Origin of the sequence: Alloalcanivorax profundimaris (assembly GCF_015265435.1) — a bacterium.
In the GTDB taxonomy this organism is placed as follows: domain Bacteria; phylum Pseudomonadota; class Gammaproteobacteria; order Pseudomonadales; family Alcanivoracaceae; genus Alloalcanivorax; species Alloalcanivorax profundimaris.
Genome location: NZ_JABJWH010000007.1, coordinates 1 through 14,025, shown reverse-complemented (window position 1 = coordinate 14,025; position 14,025 = coordinate 1). Strand labels below are relative to the sequence as shown.

At 60.9% G+C, this 14,025-nt stretch carries 29 protein-coding genes; all 29 read right to left on the bottom strand.

From position 1 onward, the window contains the following. Positions 1–2: 2 nt before the first annotated feature. Positions 3–386 carry a 50S ribosomal protein L17 gene (gene rplQ, locus HMJ39_RS04635; protein WP_161385842.1) on the bottom strand — a complete coding sequence of 128 codons (384 nt, stop codon included), beginning with the start codon at positions 384–386 and terminating at the stop codon, positions 3–5. Positions 387–406: 20 nt separating this feature from the next. Further along, positions 407–1,414, bottom strand: coding sequence for a DNA-directed RNA polymerase subunit alpha (locus HMJ39_RS04630; protein WP_161385841.1), 1,008 nt, complete (start codon positions 1,412–1,414; stop codon positions 407–409). Positions 1,415–1,434: 20 nt separating this feature from the next. Continuing rightward, positions 1,435–2,061 (bottom strand): 30S ribosomal protein S4, encoded by a 627-nt coding sequence (gene rpsD, locus HMJ39_RS04625; RefSeq protein ID WP_161385840.1) that lies wholly within the window; start codon positions 2,059–2,061, stop codon positions 1,435–1,437. Positions 2,062–2,077: 16 nt separating this feature from the next. Continuing rightward, positions 2,078–2,476, bottom strand: a complete 399-nt coding sequence (gene rpsK / locus HMJ39_RS04620; protein WP_067609474.1) for a 30S ribosomal protein S11 — start codon at positions 2,474–2,476, stop codon at positions 2,078–2,080. A 22-nt stretch (positions 2,477–2,498) separates the two neighbouring features. Continuing rightward, entirely contained in the window at positions 2,499–2,855 is a 357-nt protein-coding gene (gene rpsM, locus HMJ39_RS04615; RefSeq protein WP_161385839.1) for a 30S ribosomal protein S13, read from the bottom strand. A gap of 124 nt (positions 2,856–2,979) precedes the next feature. After that, on the bottom strand, positions 2,980–3,096 hold the full coding sequence (gene rpmJ / locus HMJ39_RS04610; protein ID WP_008928865.1) for a 50S ribosomal protein L36: 117 nt from the start codon (positions 3,094–3,096) through the stop codon (positions 2,980–2,982). A gap of 36 nt (positions 3,097–3,132) precedes the next feature. After that, entirely contained in the window at positions 3,133–4,512 is a 1,380-nt protein-coding gene (gene secY, locus HMJ39_RS04605; RefSeq protein ID WP_161385838.1) for a preprotein translocase subunit SecY, read from the bottom strand. Positions 4,513–4,524: 12 nt separating this feature from the next. Then, positions 4,525–4,959 (bottom strand): 50S ribosomal protein L15, encoded by a 435-nt coding sequence (gene rplO, locus HMJ39_RS04600; protein ID WP_161385837.1) that lies wholly within the window; start codon positions 4,957–4,959, stop codon positions 4,525–4,527. A 3-nt stretch (positions 4,960–4,962) separates the two neighbouring features. After that, on the bottom strand, positions 4,963–5,145 hold the full coding sequence (rpmD, locus tag HMJ39_RS04595) for a 50S ribosomal protein L30 (RefSeq protein WP_138770791.1): 183 nt from the start codon (positions 5,143–5,145) through the stop codon (positions 4,963–4,965). Between the two features lie 24 nt (positions 5,146–5,169). Further along, the gene (gene rpsE / locus HMJ39_RS04590) at positions 5,170–5,667 is read right to left on the bottom strand and encodes a 30S ribosomal protein S5 (RefSeq protein WP_161385836.1); all 498 of its coding nucleotides are present in this window, start codon (positions 5,665–5,667) and stop codon (positions 5,170–5,172) included. A gap of 12 nt (positions 5,668–5,679) precedes the next feature. Next, entirely contained in the window at positions 5,680–6,030 is a 351-nt protein-coding gene (rplR, locus tag HMJ39_RS04585; RefSeq protein WP_194296453.1) for a 50S ribosomal protein L18, read from the bottom strand. 17 nt (positions 6,031–6,047) lie between these two features. Continuing rightward, a complete protein-coding gene (gene rplF / locus HMJ39_RS04580) occupies positions 6,048–6,581 on the bottom strand; it encodes a 50S ribosomal protein L6 (protein WP_161385835.1) in 534 nt (177 codons plus the stop codon). Positions 6,582–6,614: 33 nt separating this feature from the next. Next, positions 6,615–7,007: a 30S ribosomal protein S8 gene (gene rpsH / locus HMJ39_RS04575; protein ID WP_161385834.1), complete on the bottom strand. Its 393-nt coding sequence runs from the start codon at positions 7,005–7,007 to the stop codon at positions 6,615–6,617. A 27-nt stretch (positions 7,008–7,034) separates the two neighbouring features. Beyond that, entirely contained in the window at positions 7,035–7,340 is a 306-nt protein-coding gene (gene rpsN, locus HMJ39_RS04570; protein ID WP_161385833.1) for a 30S ribosomal protein S14, read from the bottom strand. A gap of 11 nt (positions 7,341–7,351) precedes the next feature. Continuing rightward, complete coding sequence (gene rplE / locus HMJ39_RS04565) at positions 7,352–7,891, bottom strand: 50S ribosomal protein L5 (protein WP_161385832.1); 540 nt, start codon at positions 7,889–7,891, stop codon at positions 7,352–7,354. 13 nt (positions 7,892–7,904) lie between these two features. Continuing rightward, positions 7,905–8,219: a 50S ribosomal protein L24 gene (gene rplX / locus HMJ39_RS04560; RefSeq protein ID WP_161385831.1), complete on the bottom strand. Its 315-nt coding sequence runs from the start codon at positions 8,217–8,219 to the stop codon at positions 7,905–7,907. Between the two features lie 16 nt (positions 8,220–8,235). Then, positions 8,236–8,604, bottom strand: coding sequence for a 50S ribosomal protein L14 (rplN, locus tag HMJ39_RS04555; protein ID WP_138770784.1), 369 nt, complete (start codon positions 8,602–8,604; stop codon positions 8,236–8,238). A gap of 49 nt (positions 8,605–8,653) precedes the next feature. Next, positions 8,654–8,923: a 30S ribosomal protein S17 gene (gene rpsQ, locus HMJ39_RS04550; protein ID WP_161385830.1), complete on the bottom strand. Its 270-nt coding sequence runs from the start codon at positions 8,921–8,923 to the stop codon at positions 8,654–8,656. Between the two features lie 2 nt (positions 8,924–8,925). Then, positions 8,926–9,117, bottom strand: a complete 192-nt coding sequence (gene rpmC / locus HMJ39_RS04545; RefSeq protein WP_161385829.1) for a 50S ribosomal protein L29 — start codon at positions 9,115–9,117, stop codon at positions 8,926–8,928. 3 nt (positions 9,118–9,120) lie between these two features. Next, positions 9,121–9,534 carry a 50S ribosomal protein L16 gene (gene rplP, locus HMJ39_RS04540; protein WP_161385828.1) on the bottom strand — a complete coding sequence of 138 codons (414 nt, stop codon included), beginning with the start codon at positions 9,532–9,534 and terminating at the stop codon, positions 9,121–9,123. Between the two features lie 13 nt (positions 9,535–9,547). Beyond that, positions 9,548–10,243 carry a 30S ribosomal protein S3 gene (gene rpsC / locus HMJ39_RS04535; RefSeq protein ID WP_161385827.1) on the bottom strand — a complete coding sequence of 232 codons (696 nt, stop codon included), beginning with the start codon at positions 10,241–10,243 and terminating at the stop codon, positions 9,548–9,550. A gap of 4 nt (positions 10,244–10,247) precedes the next feature. Continuing rightward, positions 10,248–10,592 (bottom strand): 50S ribosomal protein L22, encoded by a 345-nt coding sequence (gene rplV, locus HMJ39_RS04530; protein ID WP_161385826.1) that lies wholly within the window; start codon positions 10,590–10,592, stop codon positions 10,248–10,250. A 10-nt stretch (positions 10,593–10,602) separates the two neighbouring features. Further along, entirely contained in the window at positions 10,603–10,878 is a 276-nt protein-coding gene (rpsS, locus tag HMJ39_RS04525) for a 30S ribosomal protein S19 (RefSeq protein WP_067612803.1), read from the bottom strand. Positions 10,879–10,900: 22 nt separating this feature from the next. Continuing rightward, the gene (gene rplB / locus HMJ39_RS04520; RefSeq protein ID WP_194296452.1) at positions 10,901–11,725 is read right to left on the bottom strand and encodes a 50S ribosomal protein L2; all 825 of its coding nucleotides are present in this window, start codon (positions 11,723–11,725) and stop codon (positions 10,901–10,903) included. A 19-nt stretch (positions 11,726–11,744) separates the two neighbouring features. Continuing rightward, positions 11,745–12,041 (bottom strand): 50S ribosomal protein L23, encoded by a 297-nt coding sequence (rplW, locus tag HMJ39_RS04515; RefSeq protein WP_161385824.1) that lies wholly within the window; start codon positions 12,039–12,041, stop codon positions 11,745–11,747. Further along, positions 12,038–12,640, bottom strand: coding sequence for a 50S ribosomal protein L4 (gene rplD, locus HMJ39_RS04510; RefSeq protein ID WP_161385823.1), 603 nt, complete (start codon positions 12,638–12,640; stop codon positions 12,038–12,040). Before rplD ends, rplW begins: the two co-directional genes overlap by 4 nt. Before the next feature lie 14 nt (positions 12,641–12,654). Further along, complete coding sequence (gene rplC, locus HMJ39_RS04505; RefSeq protein WP_194296451.1) at positions 12,655–13,290, bottom strand: 50S ribosomal protein L3; 636 nt, start codon at positions 13,288–13,290, stop codon at positions 12,655–12,657. 56 nt (positions 13,291–13,346) lie between these two features. Continuing rightward, positions 13,347–13,658 (bottom strand): 30S ribosomal protein S10, encoded by a 312-nt coding sequence (gene rpsJ / locus HMJ39_RS04500; RefSeq protein WP_067612426.1) that lies wholly within the window; start codon positions 13,656–13,658, stop codon positions 13,347–13,349. Between the two features lie 210 nt (positions 13,659–13,868). Then, the coding region (locus HMJ39_RS04495) for an EF-Tu C-terminal domain-related protein (RefSeq protein ID WP_456061956.1) at positions 13,869–14,025 on the bottom strand (157 nt) is incomplete at its 5' end.

Sequence of the window (14,025 nt, the reverse complement as noted above, 5' to 3'; positions counted from 1 at the left end):
GCTTATTCGGCTTCGGCGGCTTCGCCTTCCGGGCGATCGACCAGCTCGACGTACGCCATGGGCGCGTTGTCGCCGGCCCGGTAACCCATCTTCAGGATACGCAGGTAGCCACCCGGGCGCGCCTTGTAGCGCGGGCCCAGTTCATTGAACAGCTTGCCGACCATTTCCTTCGACCGGGTGCGGTCGAACGCCAGCCGACGGTTGGCCACGGAGTCTTCCTTGGCCAGGGTGATCAGGGGCTCGGCCACCCGACGCAGTTCCTTGGCTTTGGGAAGCGTGGTCTTGATCGCTTCGTGTTCAAACAGCGACACCGCCATGTTGCGGAACATGGCCTGACGGTGTGAGCTGTTCCGATTCAGTTTTCTGCCGCTCTTGCGATGACGCATGGTTCTGTTCCTAAAATCGATTAACGCAACTTGGTGTTGAGCCGGTCATCATCCCGGAGGCTGACCGGCGGCCAGTTTTCCAGGCGCATGCCCAGCGACAGGCCTTTGGAAGCCAGCACGTCCTTGATCTCGGTGAGGGACTTCTTGCCCAGGTTCGGGGTCTTGAGAAGTTCCACCTCGGTACGCTGTACCAGGTCACCGATGTAATAGATGTTCTCCGCCTTGAGGCAGTTGGCGGACCGGACGGTCAGTTCCAGATCGTCCACCGGACGCAGCAGGATCGGATCGATTTCCTCGCGTTCCTGCTTGGGCTCGGGCTTGGCATCCTGCTCGAGATCGACGAACACGGCGATCTGTTGCTGCAGGATGGTGGCCGCGCGGCGGATCGCTTCTTCCGGATCGATGGTGCCGTCGGTTTCCAGATCGATCACCAGCTTGTCCAGGTCGGTACGCTGCTCCACCCGGGCGGCTTCCACCACGTAGGCCACGCGACGCACCGGGCTGTAGCTGGCGTCCAGCTGCAGGCGGCCGATGCCGCGGGTCTCGTCTTCGTCGGCCTGGCGGGTATCGGCGGCTTCGTAGCCGCGGCCCTTGCGCACCTTCATGCGCATGCGCAGCTCGGTGTCACCGGTGATGGTGCAGATCAGGTGGCCGGGGTTGACGATCTCCACGCTGTGATCGCGCTGGATGTCGTCGGCGGTCACTTCACCGGCGCCTTTCTTGACCAGCTCCAGGGTCGCCTCTTCGCGGTCCTCCATTTTGAGGGCCACGTTCTTCAGGTTGAGGAGGATGTTGATCACATCTTCCTGCACCCCTTCGATGGAGGAGTATTCGTGCTGTACGCCCTCGATCTCCACTTCGGTGATCGCGCACCCGGGCATGCTGGACAGCAGGATGCGGCGCAGCGCCGTGCCCAGAGTATGGCCAAAACCACGCTCCAGCGGCTCCAGTACGACCTTGGCGTGGGTCTCGCTGATCGCGTTGACCGCGATCGAGCGGGGCGTGAGAAATTCGTTCACGGCGGTCATAGAGATCCCTCAGGCAGTCCTTACTTGGAGTACAGCTCGACGATCAGGTTTTCGTTGATCTCGGCCGGCAGATCGATGCGCTCCGGGCGGGCCTTGAACGTGCCCTCGAGCTTCTTCTCGTCCACTTCCACCCAGGTCGGGAAACCGCGCTGCTGGGCCAGCTCCATGGCGTTTTTCACGCGCAACTGGTTCTTGGCCTTTTCACGCACGGTGATCACATCACCGGGTGCCACCTGGTAGGAGGCGATGTTCACGCTACGACCGTTGACCAGGATCGCGCGGTGGGCGACCAGCTGGCGCGCTTCGGAGCGGGTGGCGCCGAAACCGAGCCGGTACACCACGTTGTCCAGACGGCCTTCCAGCAGCTGCAGCAGAACCTCGCCGGTGGCGCCGCGGGAACGGGCGGCTTTCTTGTAGTAGCCGCGGAACTGCTTCTCCAGCACGCCGTACATACGACGAACTTTCTGTTTTTCACGAAGCTGCACGCCGTAATCGGACAGACGGCCCGGACGGCGACCGCCGGCGGCCTGACCCGGGGGCTGTTCCGCCTTGCACTTGGACTCGAGAGGGCGAATGCCGCTCTTGAGGAACAGGTCGGTGCCTTCACGACGGGAAAGCTTGCACTTGGGACCGATGTATCTTGCCATCTTGCTCTATCTCCCGTTACACGCGGCGCTTCTTGGGCGGACGACAACCATTATGCGGAATCGGCGTCACGTCCTGAATGTGGGTGATCTTGTAGCCACAGCCGTTGAGCGCGCGAATAGAGGACTCGCGGCCCGGGCCAGGGCCCTTCACGCGCACTTCCAGGTTCTTCAGCCCGTAGTCCTTGGCGGCATTGCCCGCGTTTTCAGCGGCTACCTGAGCCGCGAACGGGGTGCTCTTGCGTGAACCACGGAAGCCGGCACCACCGGAAGTCGCCCAGGACAGCGCGTTGCCCTGCCGGTCGGTGATGGTGATGATGGTGTTGTTGAAAGAAGCGTGTACGTGCGCGATACCGTCCGCAACGGTCCGCGTTACCTTCTTCCGACGTGCGCCACTGTCTCTTTTCGCTTTAGCCATGTTGCTCAATCCAAATCAGGACTTACTTGCGGATCGGTTTCCGCGGGCCCTTGCGGGTCCGGGCATTGGTTTTGGTGCGCTGCCCGCGCAGAGGCAGGCTGCGACGATGACGGATGCCGCGATTGCAGCCCAGGTCCATCAACCGTTTGATGTTCATGTTGATTTCCCGGCGCAGATCGCCCTCCGTGGAAACCTTTGCCACTTCGGCGCGGATCGCGTCCAGCTGATCGCCGGACAGATCACGGACCTTCATGGTCGGCTCGATGCCGGTCTGCTCGCAGATCTTGCGGGCACTGGTACGGCCGATCCCGAAAATATAGGTGAGGGAAATCACCGTATGCTTGTTGTCCGGGATGTTAACGCCTGCAATACGGGCCATCCGAATATCTCCGATTCACAACGCGGTAGTGCCAGGCTCTGGCGCCGAAAGGCGGAAGAGTCTAGCGTCACACCGACTGAATTTCAACCAAATACCAGGAAAGAAGTTCTGTCCCGACAACGCCTTAGCCTTGGCGCTGCTTGTGCCGGGGCTCGGCACTGCAGATCACCATGACTCGACCCTTACGACGGATCACCTTGCAGTTGCGGCAGATCTTCTTCACAGAAGCCTGAACTTTCATCGCACTCGCCTCGTTTTACCTGTAGCCCGGGGGCCGTTAACGCACCAGACCGGTGCCGCCATACCCTTTCAGGTTGGCCTTCTTCATCAATTTTTCGTACTGGGTGGACATCAGGTGCGAATTCACCTGCGACCAGAAGTCCATCACCACCACGACCACGATCAACAGCGAGGTACCGCCCAGATAGAAGGGCACGTTCCACACCGCCTGCAGGCCCAGCGGGAGCAGGCAGACCAGGGTCATATAGACCGCGCCTATCAGCGTAAGGCGGCCCATCACCGTATCGATATAACGGGCGGACTGCTCACCGGGGCGGATCCCGGGGATGTAGGCCCCGGATTTCTTCAGATTGTCCGCCACGTCCTTCGGGTTGAACACCAGCGCCGTGTAGAAGTAGCAAAAGAACACGATCGCCAGGGTGAACAACAGAATGTACAGCGGCGTACCAGGCAGCAACGCGTCACTGACCACCCGCAGGGCCTGGCCCCACCAGGAGTCCGGATCGCTGGTGCTGAACCACTGGCTCAGCGACGCCGGAAACAGCAGGATGGAGCTGGCGAAAATCGCCGGGATCACACCCGCCATGTTCACCTTGAGCGGCAAATGGCTCTGTTGCGCCGCGTACACCCGGCGACCTTGCTGGCGCCGCGCGTAATTCACCGTGATCCGGCGTTGCCCGCGCTCGACGAACACCACGCCGAAGATCACCGCCACCGCCACCAGGAACACCAGCAGCATGGCCAGCAGACTCAGGTCGCCCTGACGGGCGGACTCGAAGGTCTGCGCCACCGCGCCGGGCAGGCCCGCCACGATGGAGGCGAAAATCAGCATCGAGATGCCGTTGCCGATGCCGCGTTCGGTGATCTGCTCGCCGAGCCACATCAGGAACACGGTACCGGTCACCAGGGTGCTCACCGCCACGAAGTAGAAGCTCGCCACCTGCAGGGTGCTGGCCGCCTCCGGCAGCAGGGTGATGCCCTGGCTCTTCAGCCCGGCGACCACGCCGAACGACTGAATCGCGCCCAGCGCCACCGTGAGATACCGGGTGTACTGGGTGATCTTGCGTCGGCCCTGCTCCCCTTCCTTGCGCAGCTGCTCAAGGCTGGGAACCACCGCGCTCATCAGCTGAATCACGATGCTTGCCGTGATGTAGGGCATGATGCCAAGCGCGAAGATGCTCATGCGCTCCAGCGAGCCACCGGAGAACATGTTGAACAGGCCAAGAATGGTATCCCGGTTATTGTTGAACATCTGTTGCAACGCTTCCGGGTTCATCCCCGGCACCGGAATATGCGCACCGATACGGAACACCACCAGAGCGCCCAGCAGAAACGCGATGCGGCGCCCCAGTTCACGGGTGGCGCCGCCGGTGGCCCCGGTGTTGTTCTTCAAGGTCTGTGCACGGTTCTTGGCCATAACCCCGCCCCGTTACTCTTCGACTTTACCGCCGGCCTTTTCCACCGCTTCGCGGGCACCTTTGGTGATCGCCAGGCCGCGCACGGTCACGGCCCGATCGATGCCGCCACGCAGCACGATCTTGGCGCGTTTCTTGTCCGCGCGGACAACGCCGGCTTTCTTCAGGGTGTCCAGGTCGACCACGTCGCCTTCCACCTTGGCCAGCTCCTCGAGGCGCACCTCGGCGGTGGCCATGGCCAGCTTGGAAGTAAAGCCGAACTTGGGCACGCGGCGCTGCAGCGGCATCTGGCCGCCTTCGAAACCGGGCTTCACGGTGCCGCCGGAGCGGGATTTCTGACCTTTGTGGCCACGACCGCCGGTCTTGCCCAGACCGGAGCCAATGCCACGGCCCACCCGCTTCTCTTCCGGACGGGAACCGTCGGCCGGATGCAGATCATTCAGACGCATCGCTTATTCTCCCTCTACCCGTACCAGGTACGCGACCTTGTTGATCATGCCGCGCACCGCAGGCGTATCTTCAACTTCCACGGTGTGACCGATGCGGCGCAGCCCGAGACCGCGCACACAGGCCTTGTGGCCTTCGAGCCGGCCGTTGGTGCTTTTAACCTGGGTTACTTTGATCTTGTCAGCCATGTTTAAGCTTCCGTCTGTGTGCGCTTAGCCGAGAATCTCTTCAACGGACTTGCCACGCTTGGCCGCCACGGATTCCGGGGAGGACATTTGCTTGAGCCCGTTGAAAGTGGCTCGCACCACGTTCACCGGATTGGTGGAACCATAGCACTTGGCCAGTACGTTCTGTACGCCGGCCACTTCCAGCACGGCGCGCATGGCGCCACCCGCGATCACGCCGGTACCGTCGTCGGCGGGCTGCATGTACACCTTGGAGGCGCCATGGTTGGCCTTGATCGGGTGCTGAATGGTGGTGCCTTTCAGGTCCACCTGAATCATATTGCGACGGGCGGCTTCCAGAGCTTTCTGGATCGCGGCCGGCACTTCCCGCGCCTTGCCACGGCCGAAGCCTACTTTACCCTTGCCGTCGCCTACCACGGTCAGCGCGGTGAAGCCGAAGATACGGCCGCCTTTTACTACCTTGGCGACCCGGTTCACCTGAACCAGCTTCTCCTGGAGACCTTCGTTGGGATCAACTTTCGCCATAACCAAGCACCCTTAGAATTCAAGCCCGTTTTCGCGCGCGGCATCCGCCAGCGCCTTGATACGACCGTGGTAACGGAAACCGGAACGGTCAAAGGCGACGCGCTCGATGCCCGCCTCTTTGGCGCGCTTCGCGATCAGTTCGCCCACTCTGGCGGCGGCGTCGGCATTGCCGGTCGCCCCGCCACGCAGGTCCTTTTCCACCGTGCTCGCCGTAACCAGAACCTGGTCACCGGCCGCGCTGGTGATCTGTGCATAGATGTGGCGCGGGGTGCGATGTACGGACAGACGGATCTGGCCGGACTCGCGAATGCTCAAGCGAGTACGTTTGGCCCTGCGCAGACGTGCAACTTTCTTGTCCATCATGGCTCTAGTCTCAACGATTATTTCTTCTTGGCTTCCTTACGGCGCACTTGCTCGTCGGCATAGCGCACCCCCTTGCCTTTGTAAGGCTCGGGCGGACGGAAACCACGGACATTGGCGGCAACCTGACCAACCAGCTGCTTATCAATGCCCTTGATGACGATTTCGGTTTGCGTCGGCGTCTCGATGGTGATGCCCTCGGGCAGCGCGTAGGCCACCGGATGGGAGAAGCCCAGCGTCAGGTTCAGGGTCTTGCCCTGGGCCTGGGCCCGGTAACCAACACCGTTGAGGACCAGCTTGCGCTCGAAGCCCTCGGAAACACCGGTGACCATATTGTTGACCACGGCCCGGGTGGTGCCGGCCAGCGCCCAGGCTTCCTGGGATTCCTCGCGCGGCTTGACGGTGAATACACCGTCGTCCAAAGACACTTCCACCAGCTCGTGTACTTCGTGCTCCAGATTGCCCTTGCTGCCCTTCACGGACACCTTGGCGCCGTCGATTTTCAGCTCGACGCCGCTGGGCAGTTTAACCGGATTCTTCGCTACTCTAGACATTGTTGCACCTAAACCCGTCTACACCGCTCACCGTCAGGACACTTCGCAGATCAGCTCGCCGCCAACGTTGGCCTGGCGCGCCGCGCGATCGGAAATGATGCCCTGGTTGGTGGACACGACCATCACGCCGAGGCCGCCCTTGACCTTGGGGATCTCGCCGGCGCTCTTGTACACGCGCAGGCCGGGGCGGCTCACCCGGGCGATCTTCTCGATCACCGGTTGGCCCTCGAAATACCGAAGCTCCACGGTCAGGGTCGGTTTCTTCTCACCGTCCACCGCGAACCCTTCGATGTAACCTTCTTCCTTCAGTACCTTGGCAATGGCCTCTTTGGTTCTGGAAGAGGGGATATCCACCTTGCTCTTCCGGGCCATTTGCGCATTGCGGATACGGGTAAACATATCCGCCAGGGTATCTTGCATGCTCATGCCGCAATCGCTCCGCTTTAACCTTGCTTACCAGCTGGACTTGACCAGACCGGGGACGTCGCCACGCATCGCTGCTTCGCGCAGCTTGATGCGGCTCAAACCGAACTTACGGTAATAACCGTGCGGACGACCGGTGATCCGGCAGCGATTACGCTGGCGTACCGGGGAGGAGTCGCGCGGCAGTTTCTGCAGCTGGATCTGAGCATCCCATTTCGCCTCGGGTTCGGCGTTGGGATCCTGGATGATCGCTTTCAGCGCTTCGCGCTTGGCGGCGTAACGCTGAACCAGCTTGGCGCGCTTCGCCTCCCGATTTTTCATAGAGACCTTTGCCATGACAAATCCTCTCAGCCCTTCAGCGGGAAGTTGAAGGCGCGCAGCAGCGCGCGTGCTTCGTCGTCGGTCTTGGCCGTGGTGGTGATGGTGATATCCAGACCACGCAGCTTATCGACCTTGTCGAAATCAATTTCCGGGAACACGATCTGCTCGCGCAGGCCCATGGAATAGTTACCCCGGCCATCAAAGGACTTGGGGTTGAGACCACGGAAGTCGCGTACCCGAGGAATCGCCACGGAAACCAGGCGTTCCAGGAACTCGTACATGCGACGGTTACGCAGCGTCACTTTGCAGCCAATCGGCCAGCCCTCGCGGATTTTGAAACCCGCCACGGACTTGCGCGCCTTGGTGACCAGCGGCTTCTGGCCGGCGATCGCGGTCATGTCGGACAGGGCACCTTCGATGGCCTTACGGTCCGCGGCCGCTTCACCGACACCCATGTTCAGGGTGATCTTGGTGATTTTCGGCACTTCCATGACGTTGTCGTAACCGAACTGCTCCTTGAGCTTCGGCACGATCTCTTCGTTGTAAACCTTCTTCAGATCACTCATGGTTCACCTGTCCTCACGCGTCCAGCGGTTCGCCGCTGGACTTGAAGAAACGTACCTTGCGGCCGTCCTCGACACGGAAGCCGACTCGATCGGCTTTCTCTGCCTTGGCATTCCAGATGGCCACGTTGGAAGCGTCGATACCGGCTTCCTGTTCCACGATGCCACCCTGGATTCCGCGGTTAGGATTGGCGCGCACGTGTTTCTTCACCACGTTCACTCCGGCCACGATCAGGCGGCCGTTGGGCAGCACACGCTGTACCTTGCCGCGCTTACCCTTGTCCTTGCCCGCGATTACGATGACTTCATCATCACGCTTGATCTTGAGCATTTGCCTTCACCCGCCTTTAAAGAACTTCCGGTGCCAGTGAGATGATTTTCATGAACTGCTCGGTACGCAGTTCACGGGTCACCGGTCCAAAGATCCGGGTACCTACCGGCGCCTTGTTGTTGCCCAACAGCACGGCGGCGTTTTCATCAAAACGGATCACGGAGCCGTCCGGACGACGCACGCCGCGACGGGTGCGTACCACCACCGCGGTCATCACGTCGCCTTTCTTGACGCGGCCGCGCGGAATCGCTTCCTTTACTGTGACCTTGATGATGTCACCAATGCCTGCATAGCGGCGGTGGGAACCACCCAGCACCTTGATGCACTGCACTCGACGCGCGCCGCTGTTATCGGCGACTTCGAGCATGGTTTCGGTCTGAATCATCGCTTACTCTCTCCAACTCCTGCCCTGCAGGCAGCCACAGCAACGTCGGTCAGACCTTGTTGGTCTGCTCCACCACGTTTACCAGCATCCAGGTTTTACGCTTGGACAACGGACGGCATTCCTCGATCGTCACCAGGTCGCCTTCGTTGCACTGATTCTGTTCATCATGCGCCACCAGCTTGGTGGAGCGCTTGATGATCTTGCCATAAATAGGGTGCTGAACCCGGCGCTCGACCAACACGGTGATCGTCTTGTCACCCTTGTTGGAAATCACCTTGCCGGTAGCGGTCCGGCGCAGTTTCTCTTTCGCCTCTGCCATGACTAGTTACCCTGCTTCTCTCTCAGAATGGTTTTCACCCGTGCAATATCACGGCGAACCTTCCCAAGCTGATGGGTTTGTGAAAGCTGCCCGGATGCCAGTTGCATGCGCTGCTTGAACTGCTCTTCAAGCAACTCGAGCTGGTGGTTCTGCAGCTCCTCAACACTCTTATCTCTCAGTTCACTCGCTTTCATGGCTTACATCACCGTCCGAGTCACAACGCGGGTGCTGATCGGCAGCTTGGCCGCGGCAAGACGAAACGCCTCGCGCGCCACGTCCTCAGAAACACCTTCCATTTCGTAGAGCATGCGGCCCGGCTGAATCTGAGCCACCCAGTACTCGACGTTACCCTTACCTTTACCCATCCGCACTTCGAGCGGCTTCTGGGTGATCGGCTTGTCGGGGAACACGCGGATCCAGATCTTGCCGCCCCGCTTGATGTGGCGGGTCATGGCTCGCCGCGCCGCTTCGATCTGGCGCGCGGTGATCCGGCCGCGACCGGTGGCCTGCAGACCAACGGTGCCGAAAGACACCTTATTGCCCCGCTGTGCCAGACCGCGGTTACGGCCCTTCTGAATTTTCCGGAATTTCGTACGCTTCGGCTGCAACATCGTTAGTTACCCTTTAACCACGGCCGCGCTTCTTAGCGCCCTTGGCCTGCTGCTTCTGCTCTTCCTGAATCTGCTCCATGCCACCCAGCACTTCACCGCGGAAGATCCAGACCTTGACGCCGATGGTGCCGTATGTGGTCTCGGCACGGACGCTTGCGTAATCGATATCGGCACGCAGCGTATGCAGCGGCACCCGGCCCTCGCGGTACCATTCGGTACGGGCGATCTCGGCGCCGCCGAGACGACCGGACAGCTGCACGCGAACACCTTCGGCGCCGGCCTTCATGGCGTTCTGCACGGCACGTTTCATGGCGCGGCGGAACATGACCCGGCGCTCCAGCTGACCGGCGATATTGTCGCCCACCAGACGAGCATCCAGATCGGGCTTGCGCACTTCCTCGATGTTGATATGCACCGGCACGCCCATTTTGGCGGCCACATCGCGGCGCAGGCGTTCCACATCCTCGCCCTTCTTACCGATCACGATGCCGGGACGCGCGGTGGAGATGGTGATACGAACGTTCTCGGAAGGACGTTCGATTTTCACCCGGCTCACGGACGCGTTCTTCAGCCGCTTGAACAGGTACTCACGCACCTGCAGGTCGGTAACCAGGCAGTCGGAATAGGTTTTCGGCCCGGCATACCAGAGGGAGTTGTGCTCCTTGACAATGCCCAGGCGGATACCGATCGGATGAACTTTCTGACCCATCTGGTTACTCCTGACCTTCCGAGACTTTCACAGTAATGTGGCACGTACGCTTGAGAATGCGATCGGCGCGGCCCTTGGCGCGCGGACGGATACGCTTCATCGTCATGCCTTCATCCACGAAGATCGTGGATACCTTCAGCTCATCCACGTCGGCGCCCTCGTTGTTTTCCGCGTTGGCAATCGCGGACTCGAGCACCTTCTTCACAATGCGGGCCGCCTTCTTGGGGCTGAAGGCGAGAACATTCAACGCCTTCTCCACCTCGAGGCCGCGGATCTGGTCAGCCACCAGCCGGGCCTTTTGAGCCGAAATTCTTGCGCCCCGCAGACGGGCTGCAACTTCAGTCGCCATGGCTGTCACCTTATCGCTTAGCCTTCTTGTCCACGATGTGCCCGCGGTAGGTGCGGGTCAGGGCGAATTCGCCCAGCTTGTGGCCCACCATGTGCTCGGTGATCAGTACCGGAACATGCTGACGGCCGTTATGCACCGCGATGGTCAAACCCACCATCTCCGGGATGATCATGGAGCGACGGGACCAGGTTTTGATCGGCTTGCGGGAGCCGGCTTCCACCGCTTCTTCCACCTTCTTGAGCAGGTGGTGATCCAGAAACGGACCTTTCTTCAGTGAACGTGGCACAGCCTGAACCTCTCTCTATCCCTTACTTACGACGGTCGCGCACAATCATCTTGGAGGTGCGCTTGTTGGTACGCGTTTTGTGGCCCTTGGTGGGCACGCCCCAGGGGGTAACCGGGTGACGGCCACCGGAAGTGCGGCCTTCACCACCACCATGCGGGTGATCCACCGGGTTCATCGCCACACCGCGTACGGTCGGACGAACACCCCGCCAGCGCTTGGCGCCGGCCTTACCCAGCGAGCGCAGGCTGTGCTCGCTGTTGGAGACTTCGCCGATGGTGGCCTTGCACTCGGCGCTCACCTTGCGCATTTCACCGGAGCGAAGACGCAGGGTCACGTAACCACCATCCTTTGCCAGAACCTGTACCGCGGCACCGGCGGAGCGGGCCAGCTGGCCACCCTTGCCAGGCTTCATTTCCACGTTGTGCACGGTGGAACCCAGCGGGATGTTGCGCAGCGGCAGCGCGTTACCGGTCTTGATCGGCGCATCTTCGCCGGCCTGGACGTGGTCGCCGGCCTTGAGGCCCTTGGGCGCCAGGATGTAGCGGCGCTCGCCGTCCAGGTACTTGACCAGGGCGATGTGCGCGGAGCGGTTCGGATCATACTCGACCCGCTCGATCACGCCCGCGACGCTTTCCTTGTCACGACGGAAGTCGATGCGACGGTACTTCTGCTTGTGGCCACCGCCTTTATGGCGGGTGGTGATGCGGCCGTTGTTGTTACGACCGCCACTCTTGCTCTTGGCTTCCAGCAGCGGCGCGTACGGAGCCCCTTTGTAGAGCTCCGCGTTGACCACCTTGACGACAAAGCGGCGGCCCGGGGAAGTCGGCTTGGTTTTTACAATCGCCATGATTCCTTACTCCCTTACCTTACTCTGCGCCCAGGAAGTCGATGTCCTGACCTTCCGCCAGGGACACATAGGCTTTCTTCCAGCCCGCGCGTTTGCCGGCAACCCGACCGAAGAACTTCTGCTTGCCCTTGACGTTGAGGGTGCGAACGGACTGCACCTTCACGTCGAACAGGCTTTCCACGGCCTTCTTGATTTCCAGCTTGTTGGCGTCCTTCGCCACCTTGAACACGAAGGCATTGCCCTGATCGGCCACCAGGGTGGCTTTCTCGGAGATATGCGGCGCGAGAAGGACGTTAAAGATACGTTCTCTGTTCATGCCAGCGCCTCCTCAAGCTGTTTCAGAGCCGGCACGGTGATCAGCACTTTCTCGAAGGCGATCAGGCTGACCGGATCCACGCCCTTGGCGTCGCGGATGTCCACCTTGGGCAGATTGCGCGCCGCCAGGTAGAGGTTCTCGTCCACGTCGCTGGTGACGATCAACGCGCTGCTGATGGACAGATCCTTCAGCTTGGTGGCCACCGCCTTGGTTTTCGGCGCATCGACGGAAAACTCGTCGACCACCACCAGGCGCTCTTGACGCACCAGCTCGGAAAGGATGCAGCGCAGCGCGCCACGGTACATTTTGCGATTCACTTTCTGGGAGAAATCGCGGGGCTCCGCGGCGAACGTCTTGCCGCCGCCACGCCACAGCGGGCTGCGGATGGTACCCGCGCGAGCCCGACCGGTTCCCTTTTGCCGCCAAGGCTTGCGACCACCGCCAGCTACCGCGGCGCGATTTTTCTGGGCCTTGGAACCCTGACGGGCACCAGCCAGAAAAGCGGTCACAACCTGATGAACCAGAGGCTCGTTGAAGTCCTTGCCGAAGGCGACTTCGGAAACGGTTACGGTACCTCCAGAGGCAGTATTGAGATTCATCCTCTATTCCTCTTTCAGGCCTTCGCCTTCACTGCCGGGCGCACGATCACATCACCACCGGCCGCACCGGGGATGGCACCCTTTACCAGCAACAGATTCTTTTCCGCATCCACGCGCACGATCTCCAGATTCTGGACCGTGACGCGCTCGGCGCCCAGATGACCGGCCATCTTCTTACCCTTGAACACGCGGCCCGGGGTTTGGTTCTGGCCAATGGAACCCGGAGCGCGGTGCGCCAGGGAGTTACCGTGAGTGGCATCCTGGGTGCGGAAGTTCCAACGCTTCACGCCGCCCGCGAAACCCTTACCCTTGGAGGTGCCGGTCACGTCCACGGACTGACCTGCTTCGAAAATCTCCAGAGTGATTTCGGAGCCGGCTTCCAGCTCGCCCGCCTCGGCGCGGAATTCACCCGCCTTGCGGCCGGCCTGAACACCCGCTTTCGCGAAATGACCAGCCTGCGGCTTGGTCACCCGGTTGGCCCGGCGCTCACCCACCGTTACCTGCACGGCTTCGTAGCCATCTGTCTCGTCGGTCTTGACCTGACTCACCCGGTTCGGGGTCACTTCGATGACGGTGACCGGAACACTGATACCTTCCTCAGTGAATACCCGGGTCATCCCGCATTTTCGACCGATTACACCAATCGCCATTGTTTACCTCTTCACAACCTGTCGCGGTTGAACCGCCCGTTGTTGTCTCAGGCCAGTTATCCCAGGCTGATCTGCACGTCCACACCAGCGGCCAGATCCAGCTTCATCAGCGCGTCCACGGTCTTGTCCGTGGGCTCGACGATATCCACCAGCCGCTTGTGAGTGCGGATCTCGTACTGGTCTCGTGCATCTTTGTTCACATGCGGAGAGATCAGCACCGTAAACCGTTCTTTGCGCGTCGGCAGGGGAATGGGCCCCTGTACCTGCGCACCCGTCCGTTTTGCCGTATCCACGATCTCCTGGGCGGACTGATCAATAAGGCGATGATCAAAGGCCTTGAGACGGATGCGGATTCTTTGGTTAGCCATAGCTAACAAACTCCAGACTGTTTCGAACCATTCTTTAGATGGCAAAAAGCCCGCCCAACCTGTCCGTCCGGAAGGTGGTGGGTGTCAAAACAAGCCCGGGAACGATGCCCCGGTTGATCGCGCTCTCTAGCCGGCATTACCGGCAAAGAGGGCGCAAATTGTAGAGACAAAAAAAGGCCAGGGCAAGGCCCTGGCCGATTTTTTTTGCACTTACTCGATGATCTTGGAGACCACGCCGGCGCCGACGGTGCGGCCGCCTTCACGGACCGCGAAGCGCAGACCTTCTTCCATGGCGATCGGCGCGATCAGCTCAACGCTCATCTGAACGTTGTCGCCCGGCATCACCATTTCGGTGCCTTCCGGCAGC

What these genes read in the sequence shown, in the direction of transcription:
- rplC (WP_194296451.1), bottom strand. Translation starts at nt 13,290, where the DNA reads ATGGCGATTGGTGTAATCGGTCGAAAATGCGGGATGACCCGGGTATTC.
- rpsC (WP_161385827.1), bottom strand. Translation starts at nt 10,243, where the DNA reads ATGGGTCAGAAAGTTCATCCGATCGGTATCCGCCTGGGCATTGTCAAG.
- rplV (WP_161385826.1), bottom strand. Translation starts at nt 10,592, where the DNA reads ATGGCGACTGAAGTTGCAGCCCGTCTGCGGGGCGCAAGAATTTCGGCT.
- rpsH (WP_161385834.1), bottom strand. Translation starts at nt 7,007, where the DNA reads ATGAGCATGCAAGATACCCTGGCGGATATGTTTACCCGTATCCGCAAT.
- rpsN (WP_161385833.1), bottom strand. Translation starts at nt 7,340, where the DNA reads ATGGCAAAGGTCTCTATGAAAAATCGGGAGGCGAAGCGCGCCAAGCTG.
- rplQ (WP_161385842.1), bottom strand. Translation starts at nt 386, where the DNA reads ATGCGTCATCGCAAGAGCGGCAGAAAACTGAATCGGAACAGCTCACAC.
- rplP (WP_161385828.1), bottom strand. Translation starts at nt 9,534, where the DNA reads ATGTTGCAGCCGAAGCGTACGAAATTCCGGAAAATTCAGAAGGGCCGT.
- rpsE (WP_161385836.1), bottom strand. Translation starts at nt 5,667, where the DNA reads ATGGCGAAAGTTGATCCCAACGAAGGTCTCCAGGAGAAGCTGGTTCAG.
- rplF (WP_161385835.1), bottom strand. Translation starts at nt 6,581, where the DNA reads ATGTCTAGAGTAGCGAAGAATCCGGTTAAACTGCCCAGCGGCGTCGAG.
- rplD (WP_161385823.1), bottom strand. Translation starts at nt 12,640, where the DNA reads ATGAATCTCAATACTGCCTCTGGAGGTACCGTAACCGTTTCCGAAGTC.
- rpsJ (WP_067612426.1), bottom strand. Translation starts at nt 13,658, where the DNA reads ATGGCTAACCAAAGAATCCGCATCCGTCTCAAGGCCTTTGATCATCGC.
- rplR (WP_194296453.1), bottom strand. Translation starts at nt 6,030, where the DNA reads ATGATGGACAAGAAAGTTGCACGTCTGCGCAGGGCCAAACGTACTCGC.
- secY (WP_161385838.1), bottom strand. Translation starts at nt 4,512, where the DNA reads ATGGCCAAGAACCGTGCACAGACCTTGAAGAACAACACCGGGGCCACC.
- rplE (WP_161385832.1), bottom strand. Translation starts at nt 7,891, where the DNA reads ATGAGTGATCTGAAGAAGGTTTACAACGAAGAGATCGTGCCGAAGCTC.
- rplO (WP_161385837.1), bottom strand. Translation starts at nt 4,959, where the DNA reads ATGCGTCTGAATGATCTGCATCCGGCCGACGGTTCCCGTCCGGAAGAG.
- rpsD (WP_161385840.1), bottom strand. Translation starts at nt 2,061, where the DNA reads ATGGCAAGATACATCGGTCCCAAGTGCAAGCTTTCCCGTCGTGAAGGC.
- rpmD (WP_138770791.1), bottom strand. Translation starts at nt 5,145, where the DNA reads ATGGCTGACAAGATCAAAGTAACCCAGGTTAAAAGCACCAACGGCCGG.
- rplX (WP_161385831.1), bottom strand. Translation starts at nt 8,219, where the DNA reads ATGCTCAAGATCAAGCGTGATGATGAAGTCATCGTAATCGCGGGCAAG.
- rplN (WP_138770784.1), bottom strand. Translation starts at nt 8,604, where the DNA reads ATGATTCAGACCGAAACCATGCTCGAAGTCGCCGATAACAGCGGCGCG.
- HMJ39_RS04630 (WP_161385841.1), bottom strand. Translation starts at nt 1,414, where the DNA reads ATGACCGCCGTGAACGAATTTCTCACGCCCCGCTCGATCGCGGTCAAC.
- rplW (WP_161385824.1), bottom strand. Translation starts at nt 12,041, where the DNA reads ATGAACAGAGAACGTATCTTTAACGTCCTTCTCGCGCCGCATATCTCC.
- rpsM (WP_161385839.1), bottom strand. Translation starts at nt 2,855, where the DNA reads ATGGCCCGTATTGCAGGCGTTAACATCCCGGACAACAAGCATACGGTG.
- rpmJ (WP_008928865.1), bottom strand. Translation starts at nt 3,096, where the DNA reads ATGAAAGTTCAGGCTTCTGTGAAGAAGATCTGCCGCAACTGCAAGGTG.
- rpmC (WP_161385829.1), bottom strand. Translation starts at nt 9,117, where the DNA reads ATGAAAGCGAGTGAACTGAGAGATAAGAGTGTTGAGGAGCTGCAGAAC.
- rpsK (WP_067609474.1), bottom strand. Translation starts at nt 2,476, where the DNA reads ATGGCTAAAGCGAAAAGAGACAGTGGCGCACGTCGGAAGAAGGTAACG.
- rplB (WP_194296452.1), bottom strand. Translation starts at nt 11,725, where the DNA reads ATGGCGATTGTAAAAACCAAGCCGACTTCCCCGGGCCGCCGCTTTGTC.
- rpsQ (WP_161385830.1), bottom strand. Translation starts at nt 8,923, where the DNA reads ATGGCAGAGGCGAAAGAGAAACTGCGCCGGACCGCTACCGGCAAGGTG.